This is a genomic window from Geofilum sp. OHC36d9, from assembly GCF_052400685.1.
Lineage (GTDB): Bacteria > Bacteroidota > Bacteroidia > Bacteroidales > Marinilabiliaceae > CAZHHH01.
Genome location: NZ_JBQTGJ010000006.1, coordinates 157,630 through 172,152, shown reverse-complemented (window position 1 = coordinate 172,152; position 14,523 = coordinate 157,630). Strand labels below are relative to the sequence as shown.

The following is a 14,523-nucleotide window of genomic DNA, read 5'->3' as shown; positions in this document are numbered from 1 at the left end:
AAAATACCAAATTACAGTTGGGTCTGTCCATAAAGTCAGGCGTTAGAGCTATAAAGTTCAAATTCTTGGCTTGCAGAGCTTTCAAAATGTGCGTTTACTGACGTAAATGACCATTTTGAGAGTACGCGTAACGAAAAAGATAACGGTGATTATTTTTTTACAACATCTTAATTAATTGCATACTCGATAATAGTATCATTATGATAGAAAGAATTCCGGTTATTAGAATAATGCCAATCGGGGCATTTTGGGTCATGCTGTTGCTCCCTTTGGCAAAGACGAAGTGATAGGTAAAACGACTGTATATCTTATAAACGAGCCAGGCGAGCAATATTCCGACTAACATCCCTCCAATAATATCTCCCGGATAGTGAACCCCTAGGTAGATGCGGGAATAGGCATTGATAACAGCCCAGCCAAACATGAAAAGACTGAGTGCTTTTCGTTTAAACAATAAGGATATAAACATTGCCAGACCAAAGGAATTTGCGGCATGAGAGGAGATAAATCCATATTTTCCGCCCGTGTAGTTTCCAACCAGTTGAACTAGTCCGCGGAGCGATGGATCGCGGGAGGGACGGAAACGTTCAAAGAATGGCTTGAAAAAGGCACTCGAAATTTGATCGCACAAAACAATGGTTAGAATGAGAGCTAAAATGATCCAAAAACTTCGTATGCCTCCTTGTTTAACTATAATGTATATAATGGCGGCATAAAGGGGAATCCAGACTATTATGCCGGAGTATATCCAAAAAAAATGATCCCACAGTGGAGTGTGGCAGTGGTTCAGGAATAGTAGTAATTCTTTGTCGAGGTTTAATAAAGCATCCACAGGTTATTGTATTTTAGTCGTTAGTTGTTTCGTCCGACGTTATGTTAATTTTAATGTCATCCATTGTCGCATTGAGTATTTCTGCTACCACAGGCAGAAGGTTCGAAACCGATTCTGTTGAGTTTTTAATCAGCAGATTTAATTCCTTACTGAAGGTATTCATCTCTTTTTTTAGAGCTTTGGAATTGGTTGCTTCAACATTTTGTTTTAATTCTGTCTCAGCATCTTTTATTTGTTTTCTGATTTCGTCTGTGTTGATGTCTAATGCAGATATAATATCTTCAACCAGACTGTTTAGGTCATCCTCAATGTCATCAAGGGCCTTTTTGGTGTCCTTATTTTTTAAGGCTGTTTCAATACTTTTATTGGCTTTTTTAAGGGCTGAATTAGCTTTTTTAAAATCATCAATTATTTCTTTCTGCTCTTTATTCGAAAGATCTTGCCACTTTTTAGTAGTGTCACTGCTAAAAGAAAAGGACGACGAATCTAATGGCGCTCTGTTGTAGGCCTTTACCGTTGTTGTTCCTGCAACAAATAGTACCAGAACAAAAATTTTTAGAATATTCATAGTGACAGCTTTGTGGTGTTATAAATACTTGTTAGTAATATGTTTGCATTCCATTCCTGTTTTTGATGACAATAAATATACAATTTAAACTCCGGATGCATAGTAGAATAGCTCTTTTTTTACTGTTTTAAAAGTCTTGCTTTAACTTTCGTTTGTTTGGTTATTGTTTCTGCTTTCTTCGTTTTGAAACGGTTGATTGATTACCTTTGTAGTGATTAAAATATGTAATATATCGGTTTTCGAAAAAAAAGTAATTCAATAATTATGCAGCTAAATCTCAAAAATCCCATTGTTTTTTTTGACCTTGAAACAACGGGAGTAAATGTTGCCACTGACCGTATTGTCGAAATTGCCATTTTGAAGGTTCATATTAATGGCTCAGAAGAAGTGAAAACATATCGGGTTAATCCTGAAATGCCAATTCCCAGGAGTTCTTCGCTTATTCACGGTATTTATGATGAAGATGTGAAAGATGCACCTGTTTTTAAGACTATCGCCAAAGAGTTGGCTCGTTTTATGGAAGGTTGTGATATTGGTGGATATAATTCCAATAAATTTGATATCCCGCTTATTGCCGAAGAGTTTATTCGTGCTGATGTGGATTTTGAAATGCGAAAGCGACATTTTATCGATGTGCAGACTATTTTTCATAAAATGGAAAAGAGAACGCTCGAAGCTGCTTATAAATTTTATTGTGGTAAGGAACTTAAAGATGCACACAGTGCTGAAGCCGATACTCGTGCTACCTTTGAAGTGCTTAAAGCACAACTGGATCATTATGAAGAGTTGAAGAATGATGTGGCTTTCCTTTCCGAGTTTTCTTCTTTTAACCGCAATGTAGATTTGGCAGGCCGAATTGTTTTTAACGATAAAGATGAGGAGGTCTTTAATTTTGGAAAATATAGAGGGGTGAAAGTGACGGACGTTTTGGAAAAAGATCCTGGTTATTACGGATGGATGATGAATGGTGATTTTCCGCTGTATACCAAAAAAGTCCTTACCAATATCAAACTACGCCAGTTTAATCAGAAGTAGTGTTGTTTTGTATTTTGCAGATGATTACGACAGATGATCTTTTTTTTTGATGAATTATTTTTTGCTTAAGTCGATATTTTTGTAGCTATGAAAATATTATGTATTGGTCGGAATTACGGGGAGCATGCCAAAGAATTGAAAAATCCTCTGCCCCCGGAGCCGGTGGTCTTTTTGAAACCCGATTCTGCTTTGCTCAGAAATAATGATCCGTTTTATTTGCCTGATTTTGCCAATTTGTTTCATCATGAAGTGGAACTAGTTATCAAAATAAACCGGTTGGGTAAAAATATTGAACCTCAATTTGCGCCTCGCTATTATAATGAACTGGCATTAGGGGTGGATTTTACGGCTCGCGATTTACAGGATGAGTTACGGGGAAAAGGACTCCCGTGGGAGAAATGTAAAGCTTTTGACGGATCTGCTGTTATTTCCAGCTTTGTTTCGATAGACGATTTGCCGGATTTAAATAACATAAATTTTAAGTTATTGGTGAACGGAGAGCTTCGTCAAAAAGGGAATAGTAAGGATATGCTTTTTGATGTCAATCAAATTATTGCGCATGTCTCTAAATATTTTACACTGAAAATCGGAGATTTAATTTATACCGGAACGCCTGCCGGAGTCGGGGCTGTGTCCATAGGCGACCGTCTTCAGGGGTTTATTGAAGATCAGTGTTTTTTTGATTTTTTGGTGAAATAGAGATTTCTGTTGCTCGGGCGATCAGTTTGATAAAGAGCTTGTGTGTTCCCTTAGCGCTATTATATTGAAAGCTGTGCTTATTTCTGAAAGTAATGTTGATTTATTAATTGGCTTGCCCTGCACCCTCTTTATGGTTAAGACTTTTTTATTTCTTAATTGATTTTAAAGACTGTCTTGTATGTGGATGAGAGAATTGATGAGAGAATTCCTAATGCGAGAGAGGCTAGAACTATCTCCTGAACTATTTTTCAAGGGGTTGTCTCCTTTTGATATATGCTAATGCTGGGGGAGTTGCACTGTGTTTTGATACACGCAATTATACACAATAGCCACCGCTTCTTCCGGACAGCCATTCCTGTTTCTGTGTCATTATTTGATGTGCGACGTTCATCAATTGGCTAGCGTTTTACGTTACCGGCCATATCTGTTCCGTCAAAATAGATTACACGAAAAACAAATGTACTGCTCAGAAGAAGCGAAGCTTCTTGCGTCTTAGAACTTATAGATTATTATATTTTTGTTTAGCTGAGACGCTTCATCGTTTTTTTTGCAATAATTAATTAGTGATTGCCAAAAAAACGCTTGCTGACACTAATTAATATAAATCATCATCGTCGTCTTCTGCATAGAAATCAAAATCGTCGTCGATTTTGTATTTCTCTATTTCGTCGATATCATCCACATCATAGATTGAAAGTTTCTTCGACCTTTTCTCTTTAGATAGCTTTACCCCCGGTTTTTTGATAGCTTCTTCGTCTTGATACATCCCGGAATTTTTCTTGGGAAGCTTTTTTCCTTTCATTTTTATGTTCCTCCTATAATTTAAAAATGGGTATTTATTTCGGGTGAAAAATACGAAATTTTATATTTCAGCAACAAATAGATTGAAAAAATATTCAATTTTTTTTTGAATTTTTCTTTGATGACTATGTGTTTGAATTTTATTCTTTTAGGATTGTTTGAAGCTTCTGTTTCTGAATTTATTTTTTTATTTTCTGCTGGTGCTATAATTTTTGCACGTATTGTCGCACATTTAGCTGGCCCGAACTATAACTTATTACTTTAATCGGTTCGTTTTTTTCTATGAAATGGTCTGTGGCTCTGGCATCGTAATATTCCCCTTCAATTAAGACTTTCCCTGATGGGCGTAAGACCGTGGATGCGATACCCGTTTTCCCGATTAGAGCACTTAGGGTGTTGTCTACGGCAATATAGCCAAGATTTACATCCTGCGATGTTTTGAGCGCAATTTTTGAGAAAACGCCTTTTTCCGCGGTAATTAGTTTGTTACTTAAATAAATGGTTAATATAATTCCGCCTGACATGCCCAGAAAGACGGTAAGTAATGCCTCCACAAAATCAGAATTATCTACATTTTCAAAGTTAAACGCCACGTTTTTAACAAGAGCCAGAGTCAGTCCTGTTATTGTAAGGATGATACCGCTCACCCCCGCGACACCAAAACCTGGTATCACAAATACCTCAAGTGCTATTAGGGCTATCCCAATGACGAAGATTATTATTTCCCAATTGGCCGCCAGTCCGTCAATGTAAAGCGGTGCAAAATACAGAATCGCACCTAAGACGGCTATTGCAAGCGGAAATCCAATGCCTGGTGATTGCATCTCAAAATAGATGCCGCCAATAATGATAAGTATCAGAAGCCCTCTGAGCATCGGGCTGTTAAGAAATCCCTTAAGATTGTCGTATAAAGAGGGTTCGAAACTTTTAATGGTGTAATTTTGGTATCCCAGCTGTTTAATTACGTCATCCATGTTGTCGGCTAACCCATCACAATAGTTGTATTCAATTGCTTCTAATGCTGTAAAGGTTAGAACCTGACTGGAGTCAACCAATCCGGGGATTACAAGCCGTTGGTCTACCATTGCTTCAGCGATGCGAGGATCCCGTATCCATTTTATTATGGTGTCGTTTTTCGTGATTAAGGTGTCTTTACCATGTGCTTCGGCGGTGGCCCTTATGGTTGAGCGCATATAGCTCTGGTATTTATCGGGCATTTGTTCGCCCGTTTGGTTTACAACGGTTGCTGCACCAATATTAGCCCCCGGTCGCATAAATATTTTATCGCAGGCAATGGATATGAGGGCGCCGGCACTGGCGGCATTGTTATCAATAAAAACGTGAACAGGAGTGGAAGTGTTCAATATCTTGGTGCGTATACTATCAGCAAATATAACTTCACCACCGTACGTATTTAAATGTACTATAATAACATCGGCATTTAATTTTGCTGCCTCTTCAAATCCATGCTTTACGTGTACCCATGTGGTGCTGTTGATGTTGTCGAATATTGGCAGTCGGTAGACTTGCGTGGTATCAGAATCGGCCTTGAGGGCATGGGGCATTAACAGTTGAATGAAAAAGAAAAGAAAGAGATATCGGGTTTTCATAGTATCGTGTTTATATTATTCAAAAATAGTTTTTTTAATGATAGGGTTCTGTTTTATTAAGAGACAATTTGTTATTATTGGCTGCTTTTTTGAAATATTTAGTGTGTGTGTGTTTATGCATGGATGTTTACTTTATGATGAAAAATCACGGTATCACCATCTAATCATTGTATTTTACATGTCAAATTTTACTACCTTTGCGGCAAAACTAACCATTTGTTATGCTCGATATTCAGTTACTAACAGCTATTTCTCCTATCGACGGTCGTTATCGTAAAAAAGTTGACGCTTTAGCTTCCTATTTTTCCGAATATGCCTTAATAAGGTATCGTGTGATGGTGGAGGTGGAGTATTTTATCGCTTTGTGCGAAATCCCTTTGAAGCAACTTTCTGCTTTTGATGCTTCGTATTTTGATAAGTTGAGAGCCATTTATAAGGAGTTTAAGATTGAAGATGCCGAAAGGATTAAAAGCATTGAATCGGTGACCAATCATGATGTTAAGGCTGTTGAGTATTTTCTGAAAGAATGTTTTGACACATTAGGGCTACAGGCTTTTAAAGAGTTTATTCATTTTGGACTGACTTCTCAGGATATCAACAATACTTCGGTTCCCGCATCGTTGCGTGACGGTATTAAAGACGTTTATTATCCTTTGCTGGAGGATATGATTGGTCAGCTAACGAAGATGGCGCAGGAGTGGAAAGATGTCCCTATGTTGGCTAAGACACATGGTCAGCCAGCTTCTCCTACTCATTTAGGAAAGGAATTGATGGTTTTTGTGGATCGGTTGAATAAACAACTGAACATGCTGAAAGCGGTTCCTTGTTCTGCAAAGTTCGGCGGGGCAACGGGTAATTTTAACGCCCATCATGTTGCTTATCCTGATATTGATTGGGTGGCTTTTGCTAATCGTTTTCTTAACGATAAATTGGGGCTTGAGCGCGAGCCGTTTACGACCCAAATAAGTAACTATGATAATTTGGCGGCGATTTTTGATAATCTTAAGCGTATTAATACCATTATGCTTGATTTGTCACGTGACATATGGATGTATGTCATGATGGAATATTTTAAGCAGAGTATAAAAAAGGGAGAGGTGGGATCCAGTGCTATGCCTCATAAAGTTAATCCCATCGACTTCGAAAATGCTGAAGGTAATCTGGGACTTGCCAATGCTGTTTTTGAGCATTTGTCTGCTAAATTGCCGGTTTCGCGTTTACAGAGAGATCTTACCGACAGTACTGTTTTACGTAATATTGGCGTTCCTTTGGGGCATTCTATCATTGCAATTCAGTCAATTCAAAAAGGACTGAGTAAATTATTACTTAACGAAGCAGCGGTGAAAGCGGATTTGGAAGATAATTGGGCTGTGGTGGCCGAAGGTATTCAAACAATTTTGCGACGGGAAGGTTATCCTAATCCCTATGAGGCGCTTAAGGCACTGACAAGAACTAATTCTGCTATCACGGCCGGGTCTATTGCTGCTTTTATTGATGAATTGCAGATTTCAGATGAAGTGAAGTCGGAGCTTCGTAAGTTGACACCTTCTGCTTATACTGGCGTTAATATGTTTTAAGCTGAAATAATGTCATTTGAAGAGGCGTTTCTTTAGCTACAGAAGGAGCTCCTCTTTGTTTTTTGGCTTCTTTTCCTACCTTTGCCGGTGTGCCTGTTTGGCGTATATTATTAACTGTTGAATTGGATAGATGAAGGAATTTTTCAAGATTGCCTGGAAGTTTCTGAAGCCTTATAAACATATTTTGGCTTTAAACTTTACTTTTAATTTGTTATCGGCTTTATTTGCGGTTTTTTCCATAGCCATGATGATCCCGATGCTGGAAATTATTTTGCTGCAGGATAGTGAGGTGCATGAGTTAGTCCCTTTTGCTTTTGATCTGGACACGGTTATAAATAATTTGTATTACTACATTACTTATTTTAAAACCCAATATGGACCTGGTTGGTCACTGCTTTTTGTTGGTGTATTTCTCATTGTAGGAACTTTATTAAAGGTTGGGACATCTTTTTTGGCCTCATATACCAGTGTTGGATTGCGCAATGGTGTTGTGCGGGATATTCGCAAGATGTTGTACGATAAAATATTAAGACTTCCTCTAAGTTTTTTTAGCGAGGAGCGAAAAGGAGACATCATTTCCCGTTCGACAGGTGATGTTCAGGAAGTTGAAAATTCAATTATGTCATCGCTGGATATGGCTTTGAAAAATCCGGTGATGATTGTAGTATATCTGGTCACCATGCTGATATTTAGCGTTGAATTAACCGCTTTTGTTTTGGTGATGCTTCCTTTAGCGGGACTAATAATTGGTCGTATTGGTCGTAGTTTGAAGAAAAGTTCGATGAAAGGACAGACCAAAATGGGCGTTATTTTGGGTGTTCTTGAAGAAACATTATCAGGACTGAGAATCATAAAGGCTTTTAATGCTGAGAAAAAGATGGACGCTCGTTATAATAACGAGATTGAAGATTATCGGCACATTATGAATAAGTTGATGCGTCGTCGCGAATTGGCGCATCCTGTCAGTGAATTTTTAGGAACCATTGTGATTGTGCTGGTGGTTTGGTTTGGTGGAACCTTGATTTTAAGTCAGGAAAGTGGATTGGCTCCTGCGGCCTTTTTATCATACATAGGGATTTTTTATTTAATCATCAATCCGTCGAAAGCGTTTTCACAAGCTTTTTTTAGTATACAAAAAGGACTGGCCGCATACGAACGAATAGATATGGTTTTGCAGGCTGATGTTTCAATAATGGAGGCTGCTGATGCTAAAACCATTGTTGATCTTAATTCTGCAATTGAATATAGAAATGTGACCTTTTCGTATGCCGAGAAACCGGTGCTTAAAAATGTCAGTTTATCTATTCCTAAAGGAAAAACAATTGCCCTGGTGGGGCAGTCGGGGAGTGGTAAATCTACTTTTGTTGATCTGCTGCCACGTTTTTACGATGTTAAGTCCGGTGCTATTTTAATTGATGGCATCGATATTCGTGATTTAAAGTTGCAGGATTTGCGTCATATCATGGGGAATGTTAATCAGGATGCCATTCTTTTTAACGATACCATTTTTAACAATATTACCTTTGGCGTTGAATCGGCAACAATGGACGATGTGATAAATGCTGCCAAGGTAGCCAATGCGCATGATTTTATTATGGAAACGAGTCATGGTTATGAAACAATGGTCGGCGATCGGGGCGGTAAACTCTCCGGCGGCCAAAGGCAGCGTTTAAGTATTGCCCGCGCTGTGTTGAAGAATCCCCCTATCATGATTCTTGATGAGGCCACTTCGGCTCTTGATACTGAATCCGAATTGTTGGTGCAGGATGCGCTTGATAACCTTATGGCTAATCGTACCTCTATTGTTATTGCTCACCGTTTATCTACGGTACGTAATGCCGATCTTATATGTGTTTTTCATGAGGGTGAAATTGTGGAAGTAGGAACCCATGAGGATCTTATTACTAAGAATGGTATCTACAAGAAACTTCATGGTTTGCAAATGAGAGATTAGTACCATTTGAAACTTATTTGAATCCCTTTCGTAATCCAGTAATGTTTGGAGTATGAAGGGGTTCTTTGTTTTCTGGATTTTTTTTTTGTCGATATCTTTTGCTTTAGCGGCAGTCAGATAAGTGAGTTTTATTTTGGGGGCTTCTATAGATTGAGAAAATGGGGTTACTGCGGTCAGTAACCATTTTGAGGACAATCATAACGCAAACGTTGAATTTTTATCGAGAGCAATAACGTGGAAAATTGATTGATTATGCAGGGAGTTAATCAGGAATTATTATTTTTATGTCCAAAATGCTGACATTTAAAATTATAGTATTTGGGTATTAAAGAGTTGATGGCTTTTGACCTATTTCCAGAATACCATCATTTATTATAAATGAGTTGATTATGAAAAGAAGATTTATTTGTGTCTTGATGGCTTCGTTTATTTGGCTGTTAATGGGTGTTGCTTTAAATGCGCAGTCTTCTTTTATTTCTGCTGCACCAGTTGATTCTGTGTCTGTTAATTATGATAGTGGCACAGGGAATATTGTTGTTTCTTCGGATCACTTAAAAACAGCTATTATACGGGTTTACGACTTGACAGGTAAAGAGGTTTACAAAAGTAGGGTGGATTCTTTCTATGGTACGGCAATTGTGCCCGCCTATTATTTGAGAAAAGGGGTATTTTTGGTGCATGTAACCTCTGATCAGTGGATTAAACCATTGACTTATAAGATCCTGGTTCGGTAGTTATTCCGGTTTGTCAGGGGTAAATTGGAGTGAAATGCTATTCACGCAGTGACGCGTATCTTTTGGTGTAAATCCTTCTCCAATAAAAACATGTCCAAGATGGGCCCCACAATTGTTGCACACTATTTCAGTTCTTCTTCCGTCTGCATCCGGTACTCTTTTCACAGCATTCTTAATTTCATCATCAAATGAGGGCCATCCGCATTGTGCGTCAAATTTGTCTTTTGAGCGATATAGCGGAGCTCCACACTGTTTGCAAGTGTATGTCCCGGTTTCATTATGCATGTAATAAATACCGCTAAATGGACGTTCTGTCCCCTTGTACTTAATGACCGCCATTTCTTCGGGGGTCAATTGTCTGAATTTTAATGGTTCCATTTTAATTGTATCAACAGGTTCCTGTGCCTCACATAAAAATGTTGAAGCTGCAATTATGATATAGGTTATTATTAGTCTCTTTGTTCGCATTTTTGTTTTTTAATAGCATTATCAAAAGAATTAGGTGCTTGATAAAGGCTGGTGAAGTCCTGGAAAGTGAATTTACTATGGTAAATGACTATTTTCAGGACATGCATAGCGCAGAAGTCCGCCTCTTATGCAAGTATTAAATTCCAGCGTCATGCAGGTATATAACGTTTTATAGACGGAAGTTGTTTTGGCATAGGACTATATTTTTACAAATGAATTATTGGTCCTTCTTTGTTGTTTTTTACGCTTTTGTTTAAATGATCGATCTGAATTTAGTCTAAGTATAAATTGTGGTTTTATAAAGCTTCTTATTTTTTAATTGTGGTCTGAAATATTGGAAAATGTCATTTTATAACTGATTGTTGGGTTGAATTTTAGGATTTGTCATTTTGCTGTTGATGGATTTTTTTTCTTAAATGATTGTCTTCCAGTATGGTTTTTTACTTGTGGGGAAACCCCCTTTTCTTATATTTGTGAGTTTTCATAACGATTTGTAATAAAATTTAAGATAATTATGGGATTAAAGATTATTGTTCTTGCCAAACAGGTACCGGACACTCGTAATGTTGGCAAAGATGCGATGAAAGCCGACGGCACGGTGAATCGGGCCGCGTTGCCAGCCATTTTCAATCCGGAAGATCTCAATGCCCTGGAGCAAGCTCTTAGGCTAAAGGACAAGTACAAAGGAAGTACTGTTACGATATTAACAATGGGGCCCGGACGTGCAGCTGACATTATAAGAGAAGGAATGTTTCGCGGAGCAGATGGCGGTTTTTTGTTAACAGATCGTGCTTTTGCCGGTTCTGATACTTTGGCCACTTCTTATGCTTTGTCATGCGCGATGCGTAAGATTAAATCATATGATGTTATCCTGGCAGGGCGTCAGGCTATTGACGGGGATACCGCACAGGTAGGACCGCAAGTGGCTGAGAAGCTTGGATTGCCTCAAATTACATATGCCGAAGAAGTTTTGGGTGTAGAGAAAGGCAAAATTACTATCCGCCGCAGGCTGGAGAGAGGGGTGGAAGTTGTTGAGTCCCCGCTGCCATGTCTTGTTACTGTTAATGGATCGGCGGCTGCCTGTAGGCCACGTAATGCCAAATTGGTGATGAAATTTAAACATGCACGCACTTTGACTGAGCGCCAAACGCAATCAGACGATTACATTAGTTTGTCAAATGATCGTGCTTATCTGAATATTCAGGAATGGGGAATTAACGATGTCGAAACGGATGCACAATGGCTTGGTTTAAAGGGATCGCCGACGAAAGTCAAAACCATTGAAAATGTGGTGTTTCAGGCCAAAGAATCGAAGACTCTGACTTCTTCTGATAAGGATGTTGAAGATTTGATTAAAGAACTCATTCTGAATCATACAATTGGATAATTTTTAAGTATTTTATTTCAAGCATTAGCACACAGTGCTTCTCAAATTAATTACACGACATCATGAATAATGTTTTCGTTATATGTGAAATGGATGAGGGGAAAATTGCCGACGTTAGCCTTGAACTGCTGACTAAAGGGCGCACCTTAGCCGACACACTTAAATGTAAGCTCGAAGCCCTCGTGTTGGGGCACAAGCTTAAAGGTATTGAAAGTCATATTTTTCCTTATGGAGCCGATGTAGTTCACATTGGTGATGATCCACATCTGGCGCCTTATACAACTTTACCTCATGCTGCCATTATTAATGGTCTTTTTCGTGAGTTGAAACCACAGGTGGCACTCCTTGGCGCCACGACAATGGGGCGTGATTTGGGCCCACGTGTTTCTTCAGCTCTTTTCAGCGGTTTGACAGCCGACTGTACGGCTCTGGAAATTGGGGATCATGAAGATAAAAAAGCTGGTAAAGTTTATAAAAATTTGTTGTATCAGATACGACCTGCTTTTGGGGGTAATATTGTAGCGACTATTATAAATCCTGATTGTAGGCCGCAAATGGCCACTGTGCGCGAAGGCGTGATGAAAAAGGCAATTTTGGATGCTAATTATAAGGGTGAGGTAAAGACCGTTGAAGTTAGCAAATATTTGAAGCCTGAGGATTTAATTGTTAAGGTGATTGAACGCCACATGGAAAACAGTCGTGTTAACATTAAAAATTCATCAATAATTGTGGCCGGTGGCTACGGAATGGGTTCTAAGGAAAACTTCAACCTGTTATATGATTTGGCCGATGTGTTGGGTGCTGAAGTTGGCGCCTCTCGTGCAGCTGTTGATGCAGGCTATGCCGATCATGACCGTCAGATTGGACAAACCGGCGTGACGGTACGACCTAAGCTATATATCGCATGTGGTATATCGGGGCAGATTCAGCATACTGCAGGTATGGGCGAATCAGCCATGGTTATTGCCATCAATACCGATAGCAATGCTCCTATTAACCGAATTGCAGACTATGTAATTACCGGTGAAGTAATGGATATCATCCCTAAGATGATAAAGTACTATAAAAAGAACAGTAAGTAATTGTTCAGTAAGTTTTATTAACGTTGTACTAAAGGCTGTTAAGCCTCTAACCATAAATAAAATGGCTAATTTTTTTACAGATAACCCGGATCTTCTTTTTCATCTTCAACATCCGTTGATGAAAAAGATTGTGGCGCTCAAAGAGCGTAATTTTGCCGATAAGGATAAGTTTGATTATGCGCCTGTGGATTTCGAAGATGCTATGGATAGCTATGAAAAAGTGCTTGAAATAGTTGGTGAAATTAGTGGCGATATTGTAGCCCCAAATGCCGAAGGGGTTGATGCTGAAGGACCAAGCATCGTAAATAACGAAGTGGTTTACGCCAAGGGGACACAGGAAAATTTGGATGCGCTGGTTAAAGCAGGTCTGATGGGCATTACGTTGCCCCGTAAATATGAAGGTCTGAATTTTCCTATTGTACCGTATATTATGGCGGCTGACATTGTTTCGCGTGCCGATGCCGGATTTGTTAATATCTGGGGATTGCAGGATTGCGCCGAAACCATTAATGAATTTGCCGACGAAGACCAGAAATGCCGGTTTTTACCACGCATCTCCAATGGCGAAACAGCCGCTATGGATCTGACTGAACCTGATGCCGGGTCCGACCTGCAAGCGGTTCAACTAAAAGCTTCTTTTAATGAAAAGGATGGCAAATGGTATCTGAATGGCGTGAAACGTTTTATCACCAATGGTGATGGGCATGTCTCTTTGGTTTTGGCAAGAAGTGAAGCGGGAACCAATGATGGTCGTGGTTTGTCGATGTTTATCTATGACCGTAACCAAAAGGCGGTGACCATTCGTCGTATCGAAAATAAAATGGGTATTAAAGGGTCACCAACATGCGAATTGGTGTTTCGAAATGCTCCGGCTGAATTGGTGGGTGAGCGTAAGTTGGGTCTGATTAAATACGTGATGGCTTTGATGAATGGGGCTCGCTTAGGTATTGGCGCACAGTCGGTGGGTATTTCGGAGTCGGCTTATCGCGAAGCATTGGCTTATTCTGCTGAAAGGAAACAGTTCGGCAAGCCTATTGCAGACTTTCCCGCTGTTTATGAAATGCTGGCAACCATGAAAGCGAAACTGGATGCTTCTCGTACGTTGTTGTATGAAACGTCCCGTTTTGTGGACATATACAAAACATATGCTCATATTAGTAACGATCGTCAGTTGGATAAAGAAGAACGCAAGGAGATGAAGTATTACCAGCGTCTGGCTGATTTCTTCACACCCTTGTTAAAGGGGATGACCAGTGAGTATTGTAATCAATTGGCCTACGATGCGCTTCAGATTCATGGCGGAAGTGGATTCATGAAAGATTACCCTATTGAAAGGATTTATAGAGACGCCCGTATTACAACTATTTATGAAGGTACGACCCAACTACAGGTTGTGGCGGCCATTAGAGGGGTAACTACGGGAGGGTATTTGAATCGTATTAGGGAGTATGAGGAAATGCCTCTTAAACCCGAATTACATGCCTTCAGACGTACCTTGATAGGGATGACAGAAGAGTTTGAAAAGGCTGTTCATCAGGTGACCGCAGTGAAGGATAATGAGTATCTTGACTTTCATGCCCGACGTTTGGTGGAAATGGCAGGTAATATAATTATGGGGTATCTGCTGTTACATGATACAGAACGGGATGACAGTTTTAGACGTTCTGCCGATATTTTTATCCGTTCAGGGCGCTCGGAGAATCGGGCGAAAGCAGAATACATTTCTAATTTTTCAATTGATGATTTGGGCTTTTTTAAGCCGGCAGAGGCATAGTT

General features: G+C 39.3%; 13 protein-coding genes. 8 read left to right on the top strand and 5 right to left on the bottom strand.

The features are described 5' to 3' along the window. Positions 1-157: 157 nt before the first annotated feature. On the bottom strand, positions 158-832 hold the full coding sequence (locus tag ACT3CD_RS08805) for a phosphatase PAP2 family protein (protein ID WP_444644883.1): 675 nt from the start codon (positions 830-832) through the stop codon (positions 158-160). Positions 833-845: 13 nt separating this feature from the next. Next, entirely contained in the window at positions 846-1,400 is a 555-nt protein-coding gene (locus ACT3CD_RS08800) for a hypothetical protein (protein WP_444644882.1), read from the bottom strand. Positions 1,401-1,664: 264 nt separating this feature from the next. Between ACT3CD_RS08800 and ACT3CD_RS08795 the strand changes: the two genes are divergently transcribed. Together ACT3CD_RS08795 and ACT3CD_RS08790 are read left to right on the top strand one after the other, a co-directional pair. Then, positions 1,665-2,435 carry an exonuclease domain-containing protein gene (locus ACT3CD_RS08795; RefSeq protein WP_444644880.1) on the top strand — a complete coding sequence of 257 codons (771 nt, stop codon included), beginning with the start codon at positions 1,665-1,667 and terminating at the stop codon, positions 2,433-2,435. Positions 2,436-2,522: 87 nt separating this feature from the next. After that, a complete protein-coding gene (locus tag ACT3CD_RS08790; protein WP_444644879.1) occupies positions 2,523-3,134 on the top strand; it encodes a fumarylacetoacetate hydrolase family protein in 612 nt (203 codons plus the stop codon). Positions 3,135-3,729: 595 nt separating this feature from the next. On the opposite strand, the gene ACT3CD_RS08785 is transcribed toward ACT3CD_RS08790, so the two are convergent. Both ACT3CD_RS08785 and ACT3CD_RS08780 read right to left on the bottom strand, forming a co-directional pair. Further along, a complete protein-coding gene (locus tag ACT3CD_RS08785) occupies positions 3,730-3,900 on the bottom strand; it encodes a hypothetical protein (protein WP_444644877.1) in 171 nt (56 codons plus the stop codon). Between the two features lie 238 nt (positions 3,901-4,138). Next, positions 4,139-5,545, bottom strand: coding sequence for an NfeD family protein (locus ACT3CD_RS08780; RefSeq protein WP_444644876.1), 1,407 nt, complete (start codon positions 5,543-5,545; stop codon positions 4,139-4,141). Positions 5,546-5,766: 221 nt separating this feature from the next. Between ACT3CD_RS08780 and purB the strand changes: the two genes are divergently transcribed. The 3 genes from purB (at position 5,767) to ACT3CD_RS08765 (ending at position 9,810) form a co-directional block, all read left to right on the top strand. Next, entirely contained in the window at positions 5,767-7,122 is a 1,356-nt protein-coding gene (gene purB / locus ACT3CD_RS08775) for an adenylosuccinate lyase (RefSeq protein WP_444644874.1), read from the top strand. 130 nt (positions 7,123-7,252) lie between these two features. Next, the gene (locus ACT3CD_RS08770; protein WP_444644872.1) at positions 7,253-9,076 is read left to right on the top strand and encodes an ABC transporter ATP-binding protein; all 1,824 of its coding nucleotides are present in this window, start codon (positions 7,253-7,255) and stop codon (positions 9,074-9,076) included. Between the two features lie 389 nt (positions 9,077-9,465). Beyond that, complete coding sequence (locus tag ACT3CD_RS08765; protein WP_444644870.1) at positions 9,466-9,810, top strand: T9SS type A sorting domain-containing protein; 345 nt, start codon at positions 9,466-9,468, stop codon at positions 9,808-9,810. On the opposite strand, the gene ACT3CD_RS08760 is transcribed toward ACT3CD_RS08765, so the two are convergent. Further along, complete coding sequence (locus ACT3CD_RS08760; RefSeq protein WP_444644868.1) at positions 9,811-10,278, bottom strand: methionine-R-sulfoxide reductase; 468 nt, start codon at positions 10,276-10,278, stop codon at positions 9,811-9,813. 514 nt (positions 10,279-10,792) lie between these two features. Here ACT3CD_RS08760 and ACT3CD_RS08755 point away from each other — a divergent pair. From ACT3CD_RS08755 to ACT3CD_RS08745, 3 genes are all read left to right on the top strand, one after another. Continuing rightward, the gene (locus ACT3CD_RS08755; protein ID WP_444644867.1) at positions 10,793-11,665 is read left to right on the top strand and encodes an electron transfer flavoprotein subunit beta/FixA family protein; all 873 of its coding nucleotides are present in this window, start codon (positions 10,793-10,795) and stop codon (positions 11,663-11,665) included. Positions 11,666-11,727: 62 nt separating this feature from the next. Further along, on the top strand, positions 11,728-12,747 hold the full coding sequence (locus tag ACT3CD_RS08750; protein ID WP_444644866.1) for an electron transfer flavoprotein subunit alpha/FixB family protein: 1,020 nt from the start codon (positions 11,728-11,730) through the stop codon (positions 12,745-12,747). Positions 12,748-12,808: 61 nt separating this feature from the next. Continuing rightward, a complete protein-coding gene (locus ACT3CD_RS08745; RefSeq protein ID WP_444644865.1) occupies positions 12,809-14,521 on the top strand; it encodes an acyl-CoA dehydrogenase family protein in 1,713 nt (570 codons plus the stop codon). Positions 14,522-14,523 lie beyond the last annotated feature (2 nt).

Bases quoted from the DNA above. Each gene is read 5' to 3' on its own strand.
- ACT3CD_RS08800 (WP_444644882.1), bottom strand. From the start codon at position 1,400: ATGAATATTCTAAAAATTTTTGTTCTGGTACTATTTGTTGCAGGAACA.
- ACT3CD_RS08795 (WP_444644880.1), top strand. From the start codon at position 1,665: ATGCAGCTAAATCTCAAAAATCCCATTGTTTTTTTTGACCTTGAAACA.
- ACT3CD_RS08790 (WP_444644879.1), top strand. From the start codon at position 2,523: ATGAAAATATTATGTATTGGTCGGAATTACGGGGAGCATGCCAAAGAA.
- ACT3CD_RS08785 (WP_444644877.1), bottom strand. From the start codon at position 3,900: ATGTATCAAGACGAAGAAGCTATCAAAAAACCGGGGGTAAAGCTATCT.
- ACT3CD_RS08780 (WP_444644876.1), bottom strand. From the start codon at position 5,545: ATGAAAACCCGATATCTCTTTCTTTTCTTTTTCATTCAACTGTTAATG.
- purB (WP_444644874.1), top strand. From the start codon at position 5,767: ATGCTCGATATTCAGTTACTAACAGCTATTTCTCCTATCGACGGTCGT.
- ACT3CD_RS08770 (WP_444644872.1), top strand. From the start codon at position 7,253: ATGAAGGAATTTTTCAAGATTGCCTGGAAGTTTCTGAAGCCTTATAAA.
- ACT3CD_RS08765 (WP_444644870.1), top strand. From the start codon at position 9,466: ATGAAAAGAAGATTTATTTGTGTCTTGATGGCTTCGTTTATTTGGCTG.
- ACT3CD_RS08760 (WP_444644868.1), bottom strand. From the start codon at position 10,278: ATGCGAACAAAGAGACTAATAATAACCTATATCATAATTGCAGCTTCA.
- ACT3CD_RS08755 (WP_444644867.1), top strand. From the start codon at position 10,793: ATGGGATTAAAGATTATTGTTCTTGCCAAACAGGTACCGGACACTCGT.
- ACT3CD_RS08750 (WP_444644866.1), top strand. From the start codon at position 11,728: ATGAATAATGTTTTCGTTATATGTGAAATGGATGAGGGGAAAATTGCC.
- ACT3CD_RS08745 (WP_444644865.1), top strand. From the start codon at position 12,809: ATGGCTAATTTTTTTACAGATAACCCGGATCTTCTTTTTCATCTTCAA.